The 19,420-nt window shown below is 38.9% G+C and carries 23 protein-coding genes and 3 tRNA genes; 3 read left to right on the top strand and 23 right to left on the bottom strand.

Features of this window, described 5'->3' with window-relative positions; all coding sequences use genetic code 11:
- Nucleotides 1–144: 144 nt before the first annotated feature.
- Nucleotides 145–795: a hypothetical protein gene (locus tag B1A77_RS05410; protein WP_077708208.1), complete on the bottom strand. Its 651-nt coding sequence runs from the start codon at nucleotides 793–795 to the stop codon at nucleotides 145–147.
- A 187-nt stretch (nucleotides 796–982) separates the two neighbouring features.
- Here B1A77_RS05410 and B1A77_RS05405 point away from each other — a divergent pair, with 187 nt between their 5' ends.
- The 3 genes from B1A77_RS05405 to B1A77_RS10255 all read left to right on the top strand — a co-directional run bounded on the left by B1A77_RS05405 (nucleotide 983) and on the right by B1A77_RS10255 (nucleotide 2,137).
- Nucleotides 983–1,318, top strand: coding sequence for a hypothetical protein (locus tag B1A77_RS05405; RefSeq protein WP_077708207.1), 336 nt, complete (start codon nucleotides 983–985; stop codon nucleotides 1,316–1,318).
- A 137-nt stretch (nucleotides 1,319–1,455) separates the two neighbouring features.
- Nucleotides 1,456–1,911, top strand: a complete 456-nt coding sequence (locus tag B1A77_RS05400; protein ID WP_187658817.1) for a site-specific integrase — start codon at nucleotides 1,456–1,458, stop codon at nucleotides 1,909–1,911.
- Nucleotides 1,889–2,137 (top strand): tyrosine-type recombinase/integrase, encoded by a 249-nt coding sequence (locus tag B1A77_RS10255; protein ID WP_180773335.1) that lies wholly within the window; start codon nucleotides 1,889–1,891, stop codon nucleotides 2,135–2,137. The genes B1A77_RS05400 and B1A77_RS10255 overlap by 23 nt, the downstream gene beginning before the upstream one ends.
- A 135-nt stretch (nucleotides 2,138–2,272) precedes the next feature.
- Here the strand turns inward: B1A77_RS10255 and B1A77_RS05390 are convergent.
- From B1A77_RS05390 to B1A77_RS05285, 22 genes are all read right to left on the bottom strand, one after another.
- A tRNA-Arg gene (locus tag B1A77_RS05390) sits at nucleotides 2,273–2,349 on the bottom strand.
- 101 nt (nucleotides 2,350–2,450) lie between these two features.
- Nucleotides 2,451–2,524 (bottom strand) — tRNA-Gly (locus tag B1A77_RS05385).
- Nucleotides 2,525–2,534: 10 nt separating this feature from the next.
- Nucleotides 2,535–2,611 (bottom strand) — tRNA-Pro (locus B1A77_RS05380).
- A gap of 380 nt (nucleotides 2,612–2,991) precedes the next feature.
- Nucleotides 2,992–4,197, bottom strand: a complete 1,206-nt coding sequence (locus B1A77_RS05375) for an NAD(P)-dependent malic enzyme (protein WP_004693580.1) — start codon at nucleotides 4,195–4,197, stop codon at nucleotides 2,992–2,994.
- 288 nt (nucleotides 4,198–4,485) lie between these two features.
- Complete coding sequence (gene speD, locus B1A77_RS05370; protein ID WP_008715652.1) at nucleotides 4,486–5,268, bottom strand: adenosylmethionine decarboxylase; 783 nt, start codon at nucleotides 5,266–5,268, stop codon at nucleotides 4,486–4,488.
- Between the two features lie 76 nt (nucleotides 5,269–5,344).
- Nucleotides 5,345–5,842, bottom strand: coding sequence for a metallophosphoesterase family protein (locus B1A77_RS05365; RefSeq protein ID WP_004693585.1), 498 nt, complete (start codon nucleotides 5,840–5,842; stop codon nucleotides 5,345–5,347).
- 66 nt (nucleotides 5,843–5,908) lie between these two features.
- Entirely contained in the window at nucleotides 5,909–6,484 is a 576-nt protein-coding gene (locus B1A77_RS05360; RefSeq protein ID WP_077708203.1) for an XTP/dITP diphosphatase, read from the bottom strand.
- Nucleotide 6,485: 1 nt separating this feature from the next.
- Nucleotides 6,486–7,241, bottom strand: coding sequence for a ribonuclease PH (rph, locus tag B1A77_RS05355; RefSeq protein WP_077708202.1), 756 nt, complete (start codon nucleotides 7,239–7,241; stop codon nucleotides 6,486–6,488).
- A 163-nt stretch (nucleotides 7,242–7,404) separates the two neighbouring features.
- Entirely contained in the window at nucleotides 7,405–8,823 is a 1,419-nt protein-coding gene (locus B1A77_RS05350; RefSeq protein ID WP_077708201.1) for a histone deacetylase family protein, read from the bottom strand.
- Nucleotides 8,813–10,525 (bottom strand): hydantoinase/oxoprolinase family protein, encoded by a 1,713-nt coding sequence (locus B1A77_RS05345; RefSeq protein WP_077708200.1) that lies wholly within the window; start codon nucleotides 10,523–10,525, stop codon nucleotides 8,813–8,815. Before B1A77_RS05345 ends, B1A77_RS05350 begins: the two co-directional genes overlap by 11 nt.
- A gap of 192 nt (nucleotides 10,526–10,717) precedes the next feature.
- On the bottom strand, nucleotides 10,718–11,368 hold the full coding sequence (locus B1A77_RS05340; RefSeq protein ID WP_004693597.1) for a coenzyme F420-0:L-glutamate ligase: 651 nt from the start codon (nucleotides 11,366–11,368) through the stop codon (nucleotides 10,718–10,720).
- Between the two features lie 12 nt (nucleotides 11,369–11,380).
- Complete coding sequence (locus B1A77_RS05335; RefSeq protein ID WP_004693598.1) at nucleotides 11,381–11,920, bottom strand: hypothetical protein; 540 nt, start codon at nucleotides 11,918–11,920, stop codon at nucleotides 11,381–11,383.
- 12 nt (nucleotides 11,921–11,932) lie between these two features.
- Entirely contained in the window at nucleotides 11,933–12,736 is an 804-nt protein-coding gene (gene murI, locus B1A77_RS05330; RefSeq protein WP_012863984.1) for a glutamate racemase, read from the bottom strand.
- Nucleotides 12,729–13,148: an acyl-CoA thioesterase gene (locus B1A77_RS05325; protein ID WP_012863983.1), complete on the bottom strand. Its 420-nt coding sequence runs from the start codon at nucleotides 13,146–13,148 to the stop codon at nucleotides 12,729–12,731. Before B1A77_RS05325 ends, murI begins: the two co-directional genes overlap by 8 nt.
- 116 nt (nucleotides 13,149–13,264) lie before the next feature.
- Nucleotides 13,265–13,609, bottom strand: coding sequence for a YkvA family protein (locus B1A77_RS05320; protein WP_012863982.1), 345 nt, complete (start codon nucleotides 13,607–13,609; stop codon nucleotides 13,265–13,267).
- A gap of 22 nt (nucleotides 13,610–13,631) precedes the next feature.
- Nucleotides 13,632–14,483: a hypothetical protein gene (locus tag B1A77_RS05315; RefSeq protein WP_077708199.1), complete on the bottom strand. Its 852-nt coding sequence runs from the start codon at nucleotides 14,481–14,483 to the stop codon at nucleotides 13,632–13,634.
- A 126-nt stretch (nucleotides 14,484–14,609) separates the two neighbouring features.
- A complete protein-coding gene (locus B1A77_RS05310; RefSeq protein WP_021147817.1) occupies nucleotides 14,610–15,377 on the bottom strand; it encodes an SDR family NAD(P)-dependent oxidoreductase in 768 nt (255 codons plus the stop codon).
- 11 nt (nucleotides 15,378–15,388) lie between these two features.
- Nucleotides 15,389–16,183, bottom strand: a complete 795-nt coding sequence (locus B1A77_RS05305; RefSeq protein WP_077708198.1) for a TSUP family transporter — start codon at nucleotides 16,181–16,183, stop codon at nucleotides 15,389–15,391.
- A 65-nt stretch (nucleotides 16,184–16,248) separates the two neighbouring features.
- Complete coding sequence (locus B1A77_RS05300; protein ID WP_077708197.1) at nucleotides 16,249–16,545, bottom strand: YerC/YecD family TrpR-related protein; 297 nt, start codon at nucleotides 16,543–16,545, stop codon at nucleotides 16,249–16,251.
- A gap of 9 nt (nucleotides 16,546–16,554) precedes the next feature.
- A complete protein-coding gene (locus B1A77_RS05295; protein WP_004693611.1) occupies nucleotides 16,555–17,208 on the bottom strand; it encodes a methionine ABC transporter permease in 654 nt (217 codons plus the stop codon).
- Complete coding sequence (locus tag B1A77_RS05290) at nucleotides 17,189–18,235, bottom strand: methionine ABC transporter ATP-binding protein (protein WP_077708196.1); 1,047 nt, start codon at nucleotides 18,233–18,235, stop codon at nucleotides 17,189–17,191. The genes B1A77_RS05295 and B1A77_RS05290 overlap by 20 nt, the downstream gene beginning before the upstream one ends.
- A 55-nt stretch (nucleotides 18,236–18,290) precedes the next feature.
- Nucleotides 18,291–19,148: an aminotransferase class IV gene (locus tag B1A77_RS05285; RefSeq protein WP_012863977.1), complete on the bottom strand. Its 858-nt coding sequence runs from the start codon at nucleotides 19,146–19,148 to the stop codon at nucleotides 18,291–18,293.
- Nucleotides 19,149–19,420: the final 272 nt, after the last annotated feature.

The following is a 19,420-nucleotide window of genomic DNA, read 5'->3' as shown; positions in this document are numbered from 1 at the left end:
ATAATAAAAATATCTTTATAGAAAGGAGGAATATTATGGCTAAAAACTCTCAAAATCCTATCAACGAAGGATACGAACGCAGAGACGGAGCACAAAAAACTACTAGTGGCAAGCCTGTTCGTCCTGCTCCGCCACCCCCATCACCTACTCCGAAGAAGTAATTTTATCTGCTGAGAATCCCTCTTCAAAGAAACCATTTGGATAGTCATATTCTCTAACTTCGATATCATTTTTAATATCAAATATAGAATGTAGGTATCCAAAAGACTCACTATATCTTTCATCAGATAGCCAGCTAGCATACACTGGATGGCTATCTATTTTTATTTCAGTAGTATCTTCATTCGAAAATGTTGCTCCTAGAAATTTCCCTGTTGCTATCACATTCCCTGACTTAATTATTTGAATTAAATGATCTTTGCCATCTAACATACAATTATTGAGCATGCTATCTTCTTGAAAATACATATAACCATTATTCGCACTTGTATACTTATCGATTATACGCTTAACATTTTTTTTTACTATTGACTGCCAAGCATATCCGACACTAACCCCACTTAATATGGCCAAGAATACAAGTTGAAAATATTGCAGGCTATCAATACCAAGCAACTTATTGATAATTGTATATATAAGTAGCGTTGTAAAAAAACAAAAAATACTATATACAAAATAATTTAATATTTGGTCTATCGAACTACTTCTTGATTTCACATTTCCTAATGCTCTAGCAACTTCCTTAGCAATAAATCCAGGTGCTAGCATAACAATAATTTCAATGTAATGTTCCATTATTCTCACCTCTTTAAATTTACTATAACATGAATTCTCTCTTAATGCACTTAAGACTCTATACTATTAGATACTAGCACTGTAGCTGTAAATTTTTGTTTCATCAAATAACTCAATTTACTTATCGAAGAAAACTATATTCCAACATTCTCGGACAAATACGCTCCGATCGTAGAAAGGAGATTATATGTTTCCACTTCCTATAAGTAAAGGAAGTATTTCTAATATCCTACAAAAGAGTGGGATTCGCTATTACTGCCTCCGTAATCTACCTTTATATATAGATGAAAACGGAAAAATTATAATTCTAAAAGTTTTACCAGTAAAAAAGCTACGAAAACATCGACAAAAGATAATTATGAAGCGTGATGAAGTTGTTTATAAACTAAATTATATCAATGAATTAGCAGCAAGAAAGTTAAAACTAAAATCATCAAATACTGCAGCGGATAAAAACTATTACTCTTTTTGTCTCCATTGCTTTACAAAACGAGATAAAGCCACTGCTACAAAAAAGTTCTAACTTCATCTTATTGAATCACGATTTAAACCTTACTTTAGTAAAATTGCCATAAAAAAACTTAATAAAGGATTAATACAAAGGTTTATTGATCAGCATACAACGGCTATCAAAAAAACTTTGTTATATTACGGCAGACGTTGCGAAAACTATATAGTTTAGACTTAATCCCTCAGTACTTTTATGATGGGATAATCAAACCAAATACTACTGCCCCACTCCATCCTAAACAAGCGTTAACACATGAAGAGGTCAATTTATTCTTAGACTACTTTAAAGGGCACAATCTGGAATATACAATATTATTATTGTTTCAAACAGGTATTCGAATTGGAGGATTACAGGCGCTATACTGGAATAAAGTAGAGATATTAGACGATAAACATGGAGAACTTCATATCAACGCTTCATGGGGTAAAACAGAATTAGGACTAGCACGTAAAGCAACTAAGACAAAAAGCAGTAACCGAGTAGTTCCTTTCACTAGCTCTAAGTTAGTTAAATTACTACTAGAAGCAAAAGAGAACTCTAAGAGTAAATGGGTTTTAGCTAATCAAGTTGGAACAGGCCCTATTGAAAAAAAAGAACTTTACTAATCGCTATTTTAAAGCAGTTGGAACACAACTCAATATTAATAAACCTCTTATTTCTCATGCAGCCCGTCATACCTATATTAGTAATCTTATAAATGCAAACGCACCATATACCACTATTGCAAAATTAGTAGGCCATGATACAACAGAAATGATTATAAAGGTCTATGCTCATCCAATCAATGATAAAAAAGAAGAATTCCAATTAGTAGAAAATATCTATCTATAATTTGATTCTTAACTCAAAATCGATAGCATAGTTAATTGCGCAAACGATTGCGTAAATTTATATTATCGCACTGTTTCAGGATAATAAAAAAGTCACTGCAAAGGCTGTAAACCCTTGCAGTGACTGCATTCTTAGTGGTGATCCAGGAGGGATTCGAACCCCCGACCCACGGCTTAGAAGGCCGTTGCTCTATCCAACTGAGCTACTGAACCATGTGGATTCCCTATATAATTATCTATTATAGTATAAATTATGTACTATGTATCGTCAACTACACCCTATCTTAGTATACCCTAAAAAAGGCAAAAAAAAATGGAGCGGGTGAAGGGAATCGAACCCTCGCGACCAGCTTGGAAGGCTGGGGCTCTACCATTGAGCTACACCCGCAAATAAAAAATGGTCGGAGCAGCAGGATTCGAACCTGCGACCCCCTGGTCCCAAGCCAGGTGCGCTACCAAACTGCGCTATGCCCCGTCATTAATTACTTTGCTATTATAGCAAACCCGGTAGTTGATGTCAACCACTACTCTTGCTGAGTTCTTACTCTCTTGAGTATCGCTCTGCAACGAAAATTATTATATCATTGATAGAAACTAGTGACAAGTACTTTTTTACAACTTCATTAATTTTTTTACTGATACATTAATACATTCTTTAATATATATCTATCCTTACTTCTATTATCCTATACGCCTACGCCTCTATATCATTTTAATCTATAGATTATTCGCCCTAATAGTATAAAGCCAATCATATACTTAATCGATCATATAAAAACATGCACCCCTTTCGAGGTGCATGTTGTATTGTTCTATGGTTATATAAAATTATAAAATGCTAGTAAAGCAAATAAATTAACCTTCGTAGCTACCATCTTCTATTGCTTGAGGATTTTTAGCAATACCTTGTTTTACAGCAACTTCAGCAACTGCTTTAGCAACAGCTGGAGCTACGCGAGGATCGAATACGGATGGCATTACGTTTTCTTCGTTCAATTCACTATCAGGAATCAAGTGAGCCAAAGCGTCAGCAGCAGCTAATTTCATTTCATCAGTGATTTGAGACGCACGAACGTCGATAGCACCGCGGAATACGCCTGGGAATACTGCTACGTTGTTGATTTGGTTAGGAGCGTCGGAACGACCTGTACCAGCAACACGGATACCAGCAGCTTTCATATCAGCATATGTTGCTTCTGGGTTAGGGTTAGCCATTGCAAATACAATTGCATCGTCAGCTAAGCTTTCCAAAATTTCTTTTGTAAAAGCACCTGCTGCAGATACACCAAGAAGAATATCAGCACCTTTAGCATTTTCAGCCAAATCGCCATGTTTTTCTTCAAGTTTAAGTAAATCGATTAATTCAGCTTGTAAAGAGTCAAGACGTTTGTAGTCTTTATGCAATACGCCAGAGGATACCAACAATGTAATATCACGAGCACCTGCAAGGTATAATAAGCGAGCAATATTAGCACCCGCCGCACCAGCACCGTTTACAACGATTTTAGCAGTAGCTAAATCCTTTTTAACCAAACGAAGAGCGCCTTTTACACCAGCTAAACATGCGATAGCAGTACCATGTTGGTCATCGTGGAATACAGGAATTTCTAATTCTGCTTTCAAACGATTTTCAACTTCATAACATTTAGGAGAGGAAATATCTTCTAAATTAATACCAGCAAAGTTTTTTTGCAACAATTTTACTGTGTTGATCAATGTATCAGCATCTTTTGTATCTACAACCAATGGAATGCAGTCTACATCACCGAATTTTTTGAACAATAAGGATTTACCTTCCATTACTGGCAATGCTGCTGCAGCGCCAATATCACCAAGACCAAGTACACGAGTACCGTCAGATACAACGGCAACCATGTTGGAACGGCAAGTTAATTCGAAGGATTCTGCTTCATTATCTTTAATACGCAAACATGGTTCTGCTACACCTGGTGTGTAAGCTACAGATAAATCATGAGCGTCTTTTAATTCATATTTTGTTCCTACAGTAAGGAAACCTTTTAATTCACGTTTTTTTTGTACAGCTAATTCACGTACGTCCATAACAATTCTCCTTTGTGGATACACTCGGACTCTTTAGAGTCGGTAATTTATACCTTTAACTAATTGTATTATACAAAATGCTAAATCATAATTCAAGTTTTTTCGATATAGTTTTTCGAATTTTTTAAAAACAACTATCATTAAGCTCCCGTAGTAATAAAGATTAAGCTCCCGTAGTAATAAAGTAAATTATAAAAAAGTAGATAAACCATATAAAGCTTATCTACTTCAAATCTATCTTCGTATTATACGATAAAAGCTGTCACATCAATGTTATAAAAGCTGTCTTTAAGCTTTTACAGATGGCAAATTGCGTCCATAGAAGATTTCCATCATTTCTTGTTTTAATTGATGTTTAATTTGCTTGATTTCACGATCGCTCAACTCTGACTCAGTGATGCCAAAGAGATAATTATCTAAATCAAATTCTTTTAACATCATCTTTGTATGGAAAATATTTTCTTGATATACATTTACATCAATCATGTTGTACATGTTGCGAGTTTTTGCACTGATGTAATTTTGAATAGAATTGATGCGATGATCAATATAAATTTTCTTACCAGACACGTCCCGAGTAAAGCCACGTACATGATAATCCAAGGTAAGAATATCAGAGTCAAAACTTTGAATTAAATAATTAAGTGCATTTAGCGGAGAGATTTGTCCACATGTAGACACTTCAATGTCGGCACGGAATGTACTAATCCCTTTGTGCGGATGGCTTTCAGGATACGTATGTACAGTAAGATGCGATTTATCTAGATGCATAACTACATCTTCTTTTTCAATTTCCTCTTCAGAAATTAAAATCGTAACAGACGCACCTTGAGGATCATAATCTTGTTTCGCTACATTAAGGATGTTAGCGCCGATAATATGGCTAACTTCCGTCAAAATAGCCGTTAAACGATCCGCATTGTATACTTCATCAATGTACTGAATATATTGTTTTTTTTCTTCTTCCGTACGAGTATAACAAATATCATAAATATTAAAACTCAATGTCTTTGTGAGATTGTTAAAACCATATAACTTCATTTTAGGCTTTGCTTTAACTGGTGTATCCATGATATGTCATAACCCTTTCCATGCATAGACTTACTATTCCTTTGAAAGTTTCAAAACCGAAGCTTTCACCATATAACTAAACAATATCTTGTTTATACACAAACTCTACATCAAACTGTCCATTATCGTAGGTAACGATGGCAAAGGTACCACCGGAGCGATCACGAGCCAAAGAAATACTACCAGGATTTACAAATACCGCATCACGGGCACGAACCTCCCCATGATGATGGCTATGACCGGACACGATGAGTCGTGCACCCATGTCAGTTCCTAACTCAATCAATTTTTGTATTCGATTATAATATGATACCTCATGACCATGTGTCATGTAAATATAGGTATCTTCAAGAGGAATTAATTGCTCTCGTGGTTCAAGCGGTTGCACACGGTCGTTGTTCCCACGTACAGCATATACAGGAATATCCGTATGTTCCTGCATATAGCGTGCGTCATCTCCAAAATCACCAGCGTGAAGCCACATATCAATGTCTTGATCAGCGGTAGCAGCCAAGACGAGGTCGATATCCTCTAGATACCCATGAGTATCACTTAAAATTCCAATTCGTTTCATTGTATTTAATCTCTAATGCCACTATATTATATATTTATATGAACTATACCATATAGTTCAGAAATATCAAAGCTTACTAATTAATTCGCGTAATGCTCGACCACGATGGCTAATCGTTTCTTTTACGTCGATGCTAAGCTCTGCCATCGTCTTTTCAAATTCAGGTACATAGAAGTATGGATCATAGCCAAAACCATTCTCCCCTTTTGGCTCATCTTGAACAAGTCCATCACAATAGCCTTCCGCAGTAACTTCTCGACCATCAGGATATACAAGCGCTAAAGCGCATACATAATGGCCTGTACGGTCACGTTTACCCTGTAGTTCACGAATTAATTTCTCATTATTTGCATTATCATCACCATGATGACCTGCATAACGCGCAGAATATACACCTGGAGCCCCATCAAGAACATCTACAGTAAGACCAGAATCATCAGCTAAACAAGGTCGATTTGTAGCCTTAGCGTAGTATCGAGCTTTTAACAGAGCATTTTCCATGAAGGTGGTGCCAGTTTCCTCTGGTTCCTCAACGGAAATCACTTCTTTCACAGGTACGCAATCGATAGACAAATGAGAGAATGCCTCTGAAAACTCACGAATTTTTCCTTTATTGCCTGTAGCAAGTACAAATTGTTCCATCTTACACCTCTGGCGCTGTTGGATATACCTTACCAACTTTATCTGCTGTCGCACCAAGTACTTCACGTTGTTTAGCCATGAACTCATCAGTAGCAGTTTCTGCTAGATCAAGTAAAACATTGAGTTCATCACGGTTAAAGGTACCGTGTTCGCCTGTACCTTGTACTTCAACCATATTGCCAGAACCGGTACGAACTACATTCATATCTACGATGGCAGCACTATCCTCTTCATAGCAAAGGTCCGTAATAGGACCTTCTGGACCAATACCTACAGAGATGGCTGCACAAAAATCAGTAATTGGGAATTTTCCTGCTCCGCCAAAGGTGAAGTCTACTGCATCAACGAGGGCTACAAAAGCACCCGTAATAGATGCTGTACGCGTACCGCCATCCGCTTGGATAACGTCGCAATCAATAGTAATAGAGCGTTCGCCTAAGGCTTCAAGGTCTACGACAGCGCGCAAAGCACGGCCGATAAGACGTTGAATTTCTACGGTACGACCAGTTTGCTTCCCCTTTGCGGCCTCACGACTCACGCGAGTTTGCGTAGAACGTGGCAATAAGGAATATTCCGCAGTTACCCATCCTTGTCCAGAACCTTTTAGCCAGCGCGGCACAGAATCCTCAACAGTGGCCGTACAGATAACCTTGGTCTTACCGCACTCAATGAGTACAGAACCTTCTGCATACTCTGTAAAATTCCGTGTTATTTTAATAGGTCGCAATTGACCGGCTGTTCTATTATCGCTGCGCATAGGAACCTCACCATTCTAAAAGTAAATATTAGAACGCCCCTTACATAAAGGGGCGTTATTTCTTATATTATATCACAATTTTACTATTTTTCAGCATTACGAATTATATTGTAATTCGCGATTCTAACATGATAACTCGCGTTATCATTTACGGAGATTAACATTATAGTTCATATTGGCCGTTGCCGAGTGGATCCACCACAACATAACGGCTAGCTCCCCCTTCTGCTTTGGCTCGTTTTGCTTCTACAATAGCATCTTGACGCGTCCCTCCATCTGCTTGCCAAGGAATGAACATAGCATATACACTTTGCGGTCCATACGGTCCATATTGTCCTCGTGAAAGCACGCTATGCCAGCCTACTTTGTTTTCATACATGCGCACCTTTTCAAGTCGCTCCTCTTGTACACCCGTTTCATCGTAGTACACGTTATAATGATTAGACCAAACATCCCCTGCACGTACGCGCTCGTCTTCGGCCATCTTATGCCGGTTAGCCCATTGTATTTTCCACTTGGCGATTAAATCATCTATGTAACTAGTTACATTTTGACTCTGTTTGTATTTAACAGGATCAAAGGCAGGTTCTACGACTTTGCTATAATCAAGACCTGCCATGGATAAAATGATACCCGTATTTACATATGGCAACGCTTCTTGTACGGAATAGCCTCCTTCAAGTACAGCTATATCCGCTTGTAACAAATCGACTAATTCTGCATACCCCTTCGCAGTTACCTGCATATTAGCCAACGGATCACTAAAGTGATTATCTTGTCCTGCCGAGTTAATGACGATATCTGGATTAAACTCTTCAAGAATAGGCAATACAAGCTCACGCATGACCTTCATCAAACCTTCGTCACCGGTACCAGGAGGTAGTGGAATATCTATATTACTACCGATAGCCTGAGGTCCACCAAATTCATCCATAAAGCCTGTTCCTGGATAGAGGGTTCGTCCATCTTGGTGAAAGCTAATATACAATGTATCTGGATCGTGGTAAAACACATCTTGAGAGCCATCACCGTGATGTACATCAGTATCTACTACGGCAATGCGTTTGATTCCATAGGTTTGGCGCATGTGTTGAATCATAACGGCTTCAATATTAATCGTACAGAAGCCACGAATACCATGAACCATAGCCATTGCGTGGTGACCTGGTGGTCTTACTAACGCAAAAGCACGGTCTACTTCACCGCGCATGACTGCATCAGCTGCCGCAATAGCACCTCCAGCAGATACCCGATGAGCTTCAGTCACCCAAGACTCTAAATCTGGAGCACCAACGTGAACCCGCTCTATTGTATCCCAATCCGCTACTATTGGATTATATTCTCTAATATTGGGTATATCTAACAGACCTTCCTCTACGATTTGATCTCGCGTATAGAGTAAACGCTCTTGTCGTTCAGGATGTGTTTCAGAAATTTTCCAGTCAAACGCAGGGAAAAAGACAAGGCCTAAACTGTGATGATATTTAGCTTTATCAATAGTAGAGCTCGTAGCCTCATCCTGTTTAGTATCCATATTCAGAATACCATGACGCTCTCGATAGGATAGTCCTTTATTCCACATAGTGTTTCACCCCCGCCGCCAGTTGTACTTTCACAGTAATTAAACGCTCCATAGATTGCCATCCCTCTACTACAGGGAAATCCTCAATGCTAATGACCTCTATCTCTTGCACCGTATCTAAACCTAAACGTATCGCCTCTTCACTAAGAGTTTCTTTTGCTCGTTCCACAACTTGTTCCGCTCGTTTTAAAGTACAATTTTGCTGTTTAATACCTAATTCAGGAATAACAAGCAAACGACGTTTTGTATCTACATGAACAGTGAGTTCGATGGTAGATAAAGCTAGCGCAGCACCAATAGCATTCGCTACGGCTGCATTTTCTGGAATCGTAATAGGTAAATCCATATATTCTCCAATGCTCGCTCCGAGACTTGGCGCCGTGCCTCCTACTACAACAATATGTTCAGGCACAAATATATCAGGATTTACAATATCTGCCACCACATAAATAGGGCGTTTATTCTCAACCGTTATAACCTCATCTACGCCACGTTGAATCGTTTCCAACGCATTTTGTAGGATTAGTCTTGCTACATCAGAGGAGGTCTTAATAAGAGTTAGTTGATTATTTAAGGTATTTACATTATTAGATTGCAACGTAGCCTGGATAGCATCTGCTAAATCTTGTAAAGCTCGTGATGCTAGATTAAAGTCGCCATAGTTCGCGTGACCGAGCACGATAAGTGCATCCCCCAAGGTAGGTTCTATCCCACCTAGAGCCACTGATGGTCCCACTCGTTCAGGACCTACGGTAAGATTACCATTTTTAAGGCGAATTACAGATTCCCCACCAATACCGACGGAAGTAACGGCGAAGGATCGCACTGCACTTGGATACTCACGGATAGATACACCATTTTTTGTCATCAATGGTTTACCATGCTTCCAAAGGGATATATCCGTTGTAGTACCCCCAATATCTAGAGCCACTGTATGCTTATTACCTATAACGCCGAGAGCCGATAGTCCAAGAACTGTTGCAGCAGGGCCTGTAAAGGCAGTCTCTACTGGACGACTCACCATATGCTCCATAGGTAGAGAACCACCATCGGCCTTTAAAATGTGAAGTGGAGCCAATATATTCCGTGCACTGAGAGCATCTTCAACATTTTTCTTAAACACCGTAAATACGGGTGTCACAGCGCTATTAAAATAAGCACTAATAGTACGACGAGGGAAATTTAAAGAACCACTTAATAAACTGCCATTAGAAATTGTATGATACGTATTTTTCAATTCCTCTGTAATAGATAGTTCTTCTTGAGGATTCCGCACCCCAAATTTAGCGGACACAGCAGCCAAATCGGTACCACTACGTGCTTGAACCATGTTGGCTATACCACGTACAGCATCAGCAGGGGTACGCTCTACAACGATACCTCTATGATCTGTATAACCTTGAAGATATATAGGTTCCACGGGGAATATATCATCTACATTACGGCCTGGACCTGTAATCACATAGAGATCTACTACTTGCTCCTTCGCTTCTACGATGGTATTTGTCACCACGGTAGTAGATAAGGTTACTTGTTCAATATTTGATGTATCATAGCCCTCCAAAACCGCATCTAAGGCCTCACCTATACCATTCATTAGATTATCCTTTGTAGTCCGCCTCTTCGCAGTTGCCACTACACGATGGGCATCAATGATAACCGCATCGGTAAAAGTTCCACCTACGTCTAACCCTAGTAACATATAACCTCCTTTTAGTATTAATAAAGAATCCATACAAACTCAAAACGTAGTAAAGAAAACTCCATTTAAGCTACCATATACTCTCTATTTGATCTAATATGCAATCCCTATTCAAATCTGCGTATAGTCCATATTCAGGCTCATTATATAAAAAAGCTGTACCCATCTCTATGTGATGAGTACAGCCTTCTGTTATTTACCAGATACAGATGCGTAATTTTTGATGATAACAATCGGAGTCATTTGACTATCGTTACCAAATGGATTATCAATCAACAATTGTGCAATTTTTTTAGCGTCAATTCCACGACTTGTACCTAAAATAGCGGACCGTTTCAAATCATTAACATCAGCTACAACGGCACCGTAACAACCAGTGCGAGATACAATTTTCTCAGCCACTTTATCCGGATCCTTTGGACCAAATACAATGTGCTTATCAAATGGAGGCATAGTCCCCGTTACATCATCTGTTAAGGATGCAGCCCGAGCAATTGCATAGAATACCCCTGGTTTACGGAAAATTTTAGCAATAGCCCCTAAAATAAAAGCACCTAATACCTTCCATTTACCATCCAAATTCATAGCCGATTGCATACCATAAATAGATGCCATGGATCCATCTGGATGGATAAAACGATTAATTAAACGAGCTTGCCAGCACACATTTAGCTCTTCAGGACGTGTAAAACGACCTTGCGTAATAGCTACTACAGATTCAGCAACGCATACGATATCTTCAGGTCCAATATTATGTCCGCCAAATTCAACGATAGCATCAACGATGTCATCATTATCTGTAAGGATACGTGTTGGCACACATACTAACTCTAATTCTGCCATTGTTATGCCTCCTTATTGAACCATTGCTGCTTGAACTTCTTCAGCAGTCAAACGAATACGCTGTTTATCAATATGATAGTCTGTCCGGCCTACGATTTGGTAGTAAATATCGATGTCCATATAAGGGAATCCCTTAATATCTTCTCGAATATTGCCAGTTTTACCTGTTAATGTAACATATACACGAATTGTGCCACCTTTGCGTGGTTTGATAATTATAGCTTCAAAATATCCATCTTGACGCGGACGATTAATATCCATAGCCCAAGCATTTACTTTAACGGCATCAAAATGTTCTTCCGGTAATAATGGACGTGGAAATAAGTCCATTATTGTGCCCAATTGGCGCCCTTTATTTACAAATGGTATATCACAGAACAAAGTAATGGACTCAAAACTACGATCAGACACTTGGAAGTTCGTTGCCCGTTTCGCTAATAAGACAATATTTTCATTACCTTGTTTCAACACAAACAAACGGAATAATAAGTACAGAGCTGCAACAGCCACAATAATAGCTATTACTGCACTGAGGATGTTATAAAACCACATAGGGTATCTCCTTTATAATGTAATATGTTCAATGGTACGACGGCTTGTATCAAGGAAGGATGCACTCAACGTATCACCAAGTTCGACATCCTTTGTAAAATACAATGTCACGGTGCCTACAGTATCTTGATGATTGAAAAGATTTTTACTCTCTAGTCTGTGACGAACCAATTCACTTGTTTCAAAAGCAGGATCAATGAACTGAATGCGACACGATGTTAGTTCCTCTAGTAAAGGTTGTACAAATGGAAAATGAGTACACCCCAAAACAACAACCTCAATTTCTCGAGATAATAAAGGTTCTAAATAATCCTTGCATACTTCACGAACAAAGTAATCATCTAAATGACCTTGTTCAATAAGCCCCGCCAACTCTGGACAAGGTTGTTCCCAAACAAAAACCTCATGATCAACTTCTAAAGCCACATGCTTATGAATATGACTATTTACAGTGGCCACGGTCGCCATAATACCGATAGTCTTGCTTTTACTTTTATTAATAGCTGTTTTTACACCTTGTGATACACCAATAACTGGCACAGATACAAGTTCACGTACCGCATCAAGAGCCACAACGGTGAAGGTGTTACAAGCAATCACCATCAACTTAACAGGCTGCTTTTCTAGCGTCTCCGCAATACGGCACGCTAAATAAGTGATTTCATCATCACTGCGATTACCTACAGGATTATTCGCATTATCACCGATATAGATAAAATCTTCGTTAGGAAATTGTTCTTGTAATACCTTTAACACAGATAGTCCGCCTACACCAGAGTCAAATACACCGATAGGCAATTGTTGTACATTACTCATGCGGCATCTCCTCAACAGCTGCTAACATAGGCAGATAGAAAGTATCGTCTAATCGCACAATTTTTCCTGTTAATTTTGACATAAAGGCGTTCTTAGTTTCCCCCGTAGCAAGTATTGCACCATCACTAGCACGGCGCATGCGATAGCGAAACACCATTTGAGCCCTCGTCATCTTAACCAAATACGTTTCGATGTGAAGTTCATCATCGAAATTCGCAGGTTCTTTATAATTGCAAGATACATTCATGATGGGAAATACAATATCCTCATTCATCATATCCCACAAAGTGACACCGATCTTACGAAGGAATTCAATGCGCGCCATTTCAAACCATCTAAAATGATTACTATGGTGAGCAATCCCCATCATATCAGTTTCATAAAATCGTACATTTACTGAAGCAATATGCATAAATTCTGTCCTTTTTAAATAGTATACAATTTTTATTCTATATCTATTACTTTAGTGTGTCAAATAAATAAAGGCAGTTCAATCACTATGGATCAAACTGCCTAAAATGGTAAAAGTTAGCGACTGCTACCAAATGGAAAGAATTTTTTTGCCTCTTCTTGATGACTCGTTTTGATATAACGATTCGCAATCTTAAAGGCTAATCCGAGTACTGCCACATCATCTACCCAACCTAATACAGCAATCGTATCCGGTACAATATCAATAGGTAATACCAAATATCCTAAGGCACCTGCAATGACCGCTTTTACATATTTGGGAGTGTCCTTGTCGCGAAAACAAAGGAACAAGGTTACTGCTTGTTGTACAAAGGCAAGTTTCTTACCATATCGACCAAGAAACCCTAAAAATCTTGATTCGCTAAAATACTTACCATATTTAATAATCTTAAATGGATTCATAGTAATAATAATCCTTCAGCGTTTATTTACGCAAACCGCCAATTTTATCTTTCGCTGTGTTAACAGTGTTTGTAGCAACATCTTTTGCTGTCTCTACAGCATCAGAAGCTTTAGTTTTTGCAGTTTCTACTGCTACCTGTGCAGAAGCTTTTGCTACTTCTACACCACCTTTTGCGAATTCTTTAGCTACTTCAATACCTTCTTTAGCAGAATCAAGTTTTTCTTTCGCTGCATCAGAAACCTTTGCTACAACTTCTGCTGCGTTATCATGAATTTGATATTTTGTTTCATTATTCCATTTATTGATGGCAGGTGTTACTTTTTCTTCGTAAACTTGCTTTAAAGATTCTTTAGCAAGACCTGTTTCATTAGCAATCCCAGCCCATACGTCACGTTGACCTTGAGTGAATGGAATACTAGCACTTGCATCACGAACGATTTCAGAAGCAATAGCTTTACCATTTTCAAGGAATTCAGCAACCATCGGTTTGTAACGTTCGATATCAGAAGGCATACCATCTTGAATCCAAATATTTGCAATTTTACCAATAGCATAAGTTAAACCGATAGCTACAGGAACGCGAACAGCTTTAATTGGAATTAGAAGGGATACTGCAGCTGTACCTACAGCTGTGCTAAGACCACCTACTAAACCAACTACAGCACCAGCTTGCAATTCTACGTCATAAAGATGAGCAATACGAGTTACCATGTACGTAGCATTGGCGCACAAAGCGACACTGCTGAATTTAGAGGATAATGCCAATGCTGCCGCACGACCTGCCCCCCAGAAAATAAATTGTTCAACTTGATAGTCACGATCTTGAGATCCATCCATAAGTGGCTCAAGTGTTACGCCATTATATTCTGCCATAAGTATTCTCCTTTGTTGTGAACCAACTATAGGTCTTATTATTAGTATTATTATACCATTCTATTGATAGAAGTGAAATGAATTTTTCTAATTATCCATATATAACAGCTTCTAATATTTTCTATATTACCAACTTGTGAGTCCCCCATCGATTGTCCATGCTGCACCTGTCACAAAAGAAGCCTTATTACTCAACAAAAATACAATTACTTCGCCAATTTCATGGGGCTTAGCAATGCGACCTAGTGGGTAATGTTGGCCCATTTCAGCCTTTGCAGCTGCCGCATCTTGATTGGCATTAGCAATCTGTTTGTCCACTAATGATGTATCTACATCACCAGGACACACACAGTTTACACGAACACTGTGAGGTGCCATTTCAAGGGATAGAGATTTTGTAAAGCTCACTACAGCCCCCTTTGATGCACCATATACAGAACACGCTACATTACCTTGTAAACCTGCATCACTAGCGATTGTTACAATACTGCCCTTTGATGATCGTAAATAGGGAAGCGCCGCTTGACATAAGAATACAGTACCTTTTACATTAGTCCCAAACATTTCATCAAAAGCTGCCTCTGTAACATCAGCTAGCAACTCTTCTTCATAGTAGCCTGCAGCTGTTACAAGAGCAGACACTCCACCAAACAAATCTACTGTTTCTTTTACAATTCGCTGACAATCCTCAATTTTAGATACATCACCTTGAATATATTGTACCTTAGATGAATAACGACGTAGCTTAGTTTTAGCCTTTTGACCAACTTTTTCATTTCTACCATTGATGACTACACACCAACCTTCTTTGAGTAAAAGCTTTGCCGTAGCAAATCCAATACCCGATGTACCACCACTGATCAATGCCACTTGTACATCACTTTTATGAGGCATACCTTGCCCTCCTATAAAGTTGAAACATAGTCATAGACTAATTTCAACAACATAACTGTCGTTACCGACAAGAATACAACTCGCACCAAAGATGAGCCTTTTGCAATGGCGAGGTGCGATCCTACATAAGCGCCAATAATTTGACCCGCCCCAGTGGCAAGGCCATACTTAACATTGACGTGTCCTAAATATAAAAATACCAATAAAGACGCCAAATTACTAGTAAAATTCAATATTTTTGCATTAGCAGAAGCATGCAAGAAATCAAAACCTGTAAAGATAAAACCCATAATCAAAAACGTACCTGTACCAGGTCCTATAAAGCCATCATATATACCGATACCAAGAGCAAAAGCCATGCAAATATATAGCGCTTTTCCTGCTACCTGAGATGTACGATTGATTTCACCCCAGTCTTTTTTGAACACCACAAAAAGTGTTACACAAATAAGTAATATGATGATAATAGGCTTTACATACAACGGAGGTAAAGAAACAACCGCCAATGTACCAAGCATAGACCCCACAAAGGTAAAAGGCAATAATTTACGAACTAGAGAGAAATCAACCATGTGATTTCTCAAAAATGTAATGGATGCGCTACCAGCTCCAAAGATACTAGATAATTTATTACTGCCCAGAGCCACACTAGGTGGAAGATTTGTTAATAACATGGCAGGTACAGAAATGAGGCCTCCGCCGCCCACAATGGAGTCTACAAAGCCAGCAAACGCACCAGCTACGGCGAGTAAAACGAGTATAAGGATATCAAATGGTAAACCTGTTACCGCAATGAGCCACTCCATAATAAACCTCCTACAGATAGCACATCAACGGTCGCCAAAGGCCACCGTTGTCATGCTAGTTTATTTTATTTTGCACCTAGACGATCGAGAGCCAATGTATAACCATCAGCACCATATACTAAACAGCGCTTTACACGACTAATCGTAGCAGTACTCGCACCCGTTTCTTCTACGATTTTCTCATAGCTCTCCCCTGCGCGAAGCATTTTTGCTACTTGTAAGCGTTGAGATAATGCTTTTAATTCGTTAATCGTACAGATATCTTCGAAAAATGCATAGCATTCCTCTGTATTTTCAAGCGTTAAAATGGCGGTGAACAATTCGTCATTTTGTTGACTTCTCAATTTTTCATTGATACTCATAGGATCCTCCTACTTCTTATTCATCGCTTTAGACCAAGCATCACCAATCATTTGTACAACTTGTACCAATACAATCAAGATGATGATTGTAGCGATCATAATATCGGCTTGGAAACGTTGGTAACCATATCGGATAGCAATATCCCCGAGGCCACCGCCGCCGATAGCACCTGCCATCGCAGAGTAACCGATGAGGTTGACGATAAGCACCGTCACATTGTCAATAATTGTTGGCAATGCTTCTGGTAATAATACTTTCCAAATGATTTGTAATGGGCTTGCCCCCATGGATTGAGCCGCCTCGATAACGCCAAAATTGATGTCCTTAATAGACGTTTCTACTAGGCGTGCCAAAAACGGAATTGCAGCAATGGTCAACGGCACACATGCTGCAGTTGTACCGATGGATGTACCTACCACCATACGAGTAAACGGAATGATAGCAACCATCAAGATGATAAAAGGTACAGAACGGGTTGCATTGACAATGGCACCCAATACTTTATTGAGTGCTACATTTTCCAAGATATGACCTTTAGAAGTAACAACCAAAACAACACCAAGAGGAATACCTAATAACATTGCCATTACGGTAGAAATTATCGTCATTTGCAATGTATCAAGGGTACCAGTTATGAGTAGATTAATGATTTGCTCTGACATAACCGATCACCTCACTTTCAATTGGTAACGTTTTGATGTAGTCCAAACCTTCTTGCGCATTTTCTGGGTCACCATTCAAGATAACGATGAGGCGACCAACGCTCGTATTTTGGATGTAATCAATGCCGCCAAAAAGGATGCTTACATCTAAATTAAAGCGTCTTACAAGACCTGCTACTACAGGCTCATCTGTTGCTTGTCCTGTAAATTTGAGGCGAACTAATGGGGCGGTTCCTGCAATCCATTGATCATGCAACTCTAGATGTTCCAATGCTTCTGGAGGTAAGTTTTCACTCACTACAGAGCTAATAAACTCTTTTGTCGTATTTTCACGAGGATGTGTGAATACTTCAACCGTACTACCTTCTTCGAGTATTACACCGCCTTCAATAACTGCCACGCGATCACAGATTTCACGAATAACATGCATCTCATGTGTAATGAGCACAATAGTGAGCCCCATCTTTTCGTTAATATCTTTCAACAATTTCAAAATAGAATCTGTTGTTTGAGGATCAAGGGCAGATGTGGCTTCATCACAAAGGAGAACTTTTGGATTTGAGGCCAATGCACGAGCGATACCAACACGTTGTTTTTGACCACCAGATAATTGAGATGGATAGTTGTTCATACGCTCTGTAAGGCCTACGATATCAAGGATCGGCTCGATGCGCTCCTTGATTTCAGCCTTACTCATACCTTGTAATTCCAACGGAAATGCTACATTGTCATACACTGTGCGAGAGGACAAGAGGTTAAAATGTTGGAAAATCATACCGATATTTTTGCGTGCTTTACGCAAAGCTGATTTACTAAGTGTGGTTAAGTCTGTACCATTTACGATAACAGAGCCAGATGTAGGTGCTTCGAGCATATTGATGCAACGAATCAAGGTGGATTTACCGGCACCGGATTGGCCGATAATGCCAAAGATTTCGCCTTCTTTCACATTTAGGCTAATATCTTTCAACGCTTCCACACGAGTAGCACCTTCATAGACTTTACTAATGTGTTCTAATTGTATCAAAATAATTTCCTTTCTTAAGGTAAATGTGTATCATTTGATGAAAGCAACTTATCTATCAAGGTAGCCCCTCTTCCATCAATTTTTCTAGTGCTTCGCGTAGACGAAGTGTAATGGCACCTGGTTTACCACCAGATACTAAATTTCTGTCTAGCTTAGTAATTGGGATGACACCACCAATTGTATCGGTAAAGAATAATTCATCCGCATCATCTACAAAATTACGATCGAATTCTTTCTCAATAATGGTAATACCTAAAGATGGTGCTACACGCGTTAAGATCATTTGGCGCGTAATACCTTTTAAGATATGATTATCCGCTGGATGCGTGTACAAGATACCATCCTTAACAGCAAACACATTAGATGTGGCGCCTTCTGTACAAATGCCATCACGGAACAAGATTGCTGTATAAGCAAATTTCTTTTCTGCTTTTGTTTGTGCCAAGATATTCGGGATCAAATTTGTAGTCTTAATATCTACATGATCCCAACGTTCATCAGGTAAAGCTATCGCTTTTACACCTTCACCCAATTTATTGACTTCATCTAAATCCAAGGTACGGATAGACATAAGCATTTGTGGTTCTAATTTGGAGCGATCATAAGCATGGTGACGTGGTGCTACACCACGAGAGATTTGTAAATAAATATAGCCCTCTTTGATTTCACTTTGCTCGATCAAAATTTCGTGCAATTCTGTCAAATCATCAGGAGTCATTTTTACAGGGATATCCATTTCACGCATAGAGCGATACAAACGATCTTGGTGGTAAGACAAAGCGAAACAACGGCCTTTTACAACGCGAACAACTTCATATACAGAGTCGCCAAATAAATAGCCACGGTCATCAATGCTAATAACTTTAGCACCTGGTTCGACGAATTCACCGTTAAAATATGTTAATTCTTGCATAGGAGCACCTCTTTTTCTATTTCGTTACTCTATCAAGTGGTAATCATCATGGACTTATTATAACACAATTACTTTCAAATTTTCACACTTTACTTTGTGAAAGATATTAATTCGATATACAAAAATCCGCTAGGATACCATAGTTAAAAACTATATCCTAGCGGATGTATAACAAATATTATTTTAATACTAAATCAGCACCACAGAGCTAGTTAATACTATGGCCGATACGAAAGTACTAATACCAATTAGGACTCTCTATACAACAAAAG

Source organism: Veillonella parvula (genome assembly GCF_002005185.1).
GTDB classification, from domain to species: domain Bacteria; phylum Bacillota; class Negativicutes; order Veillonellales; family Veillonellaceae; genus Veillonella; species Veillonella parvula_M.
Note: the sequence above shows the minus strand (reverse complement) of the source record. Positions and strands in the feature narration are given on the sequence as shown.

What these genes read in the sequence shown, in the direction of transcription:
- B1A77_RS05410 (WP_077708208.1), bottom strand. Translation starts at nt 795, where the DNA reads ATGGAACATTACATTGAAATTATTGTTATGCTAGCACCTGGATTTATT.
- B1A77_RS05405 (WP_077708207.1), top strand. Translation starts at nt 983, where the DNA reads ATGTTTCCACTTCCTATAAGTAAAGGAAGTATTTCTAATATCCTACAA.
- B1A77_RS05375 (WP_004693580.1), bottom strand. Translation starts at nt 4,197, where the DNA reads ATGGACGTACGTGAATTAGCTGTACAAAAAAAACGTGAATTAAAAGGT.
- speD (WP_008715652.1), bottom strand. Translation starts at nt 5,268, where the DNA reads ATGGATACACCAGTTAAAGCAAAGCCTAAAATGAAGTTATATGGTTTT.
- B1A77_RS05365 (WP_004693585.1), bottom strand. Translation starts at nt 5,842, where the DNA reads ATGAAACGAATTGGAATTTTAAGTGATACTCATGGGTATCTAGAGGAT.
- B1A77_RS05360 (WP_077708203.1), bottom strand. Translation starts at nt 6,484, where the DNA reads ATGGAACAATTTGTACTTGCTACAGGCAATAAAGGAAAAATTCGTGAG.
- rph (WP_077708202.1), bottom strand. Translation starts at nt 7,241, where the DNA reads ATGCGCAGCGATAATAGAACAGCCGGTCAATTGCGACCTATTAAAATA.
- B1A77_RS05350 (WP_077708201.1), bottom strand. Translation starts at nt 8,823, where the DNA reads ATGTGGAATAAAGGACTATCCTATCGAGAGCGTCATGGTATTCTGAAT.
- B1A77_RS05345 (WP_077708200.1), bottom strand. Translation starts at nt 10,525, where the DNA reads ATGTTACTAGGGTTAGACGTAGGTGGAACTTTTACCGATGCGGTTATC.
- B1A77_RS05340 (WP_004693597.1), bottom strand. Translation starts at nt 11,368, where the DNA reads ATGGCAGAATTAGAGTTAGTATGTGTGCCAACACGTATCCTTACAGAT.
- B1A77_RS05335 (WP_004693598.1), bottom strand. Translation starts at nt 11,920, where the DNA reads ATGTGGTTTTATAACATCCTCAGTGCAGTAATAGCTATTATTGTGGCT.
- murI (WP_012863984.1), bottom strand. Translation starts at nt 12,736, where the DNA reads ATGAGTAATGTACAACAATTGCCTATCGGTGTATTTGACTCTGGTGTA.
- B1A77_RS05325 (WP_012863983.1), bottom strand. Translation starts at nt 13,148, where the DNA reads ATGCATATTGCTTCAGTAAATGTACGATTTTATGAAACTGATATGATG.
- B1A77_RS05320 (WP_012863982.1), bottom strand. Translation starts at nt 13,609, where the DNA reads ATGAATCCATTTAAGATTATTAAATATGGTAAGTATTTTAGCGAATCA.
- B1A77_RS05315 (WP_077708199.1), bottom strand. Translation starts at nt 14,483, where the DNA reads ATGGCAGAATATAATGGCGTAACACTTGAGCCACTTATGGATGGATCT.
- B1A77_RS05310 (WP_021147817.1), bottom strand. Translation starts at nt 15,377, where the DNA reads ATGCCTCATAAAAGTGATGTACAAGTGGCATTGATCAGTGGTGGTACA.
- B1A77_RS05305 (WP_077708198.1), bottom strand. Translation starts at nt 16,183, where the DNA reads ATGGAGTGGCTCATTGCGGTAACAGGTTTACCATTTGATATCCTTATA.
- B1A77_RS05300 (WP_077708197.1), bottom strand. Translation starts at nt 16,545, where the DNA reads ATGAGTATCAATGAAAAATTGAGAAGTCAACAAAATGACGAATTGTTC.
- B1A77_RS05295 (WP_004693611.1), bottom strand. Translation starts at nt 17,208, where the DNA reads ATGTCAGAGCAAATCATTAATCTACTCATAACTGGTACCCTTGATACA.
- B1A77_RS05285 (WP_012863977.1), bottom strand. Translation starts at nt 19,148, where the DNA reads ATGCAAGAATTAACATATTTTAACGGTGAATTCGTCGAACCAGGTGCT.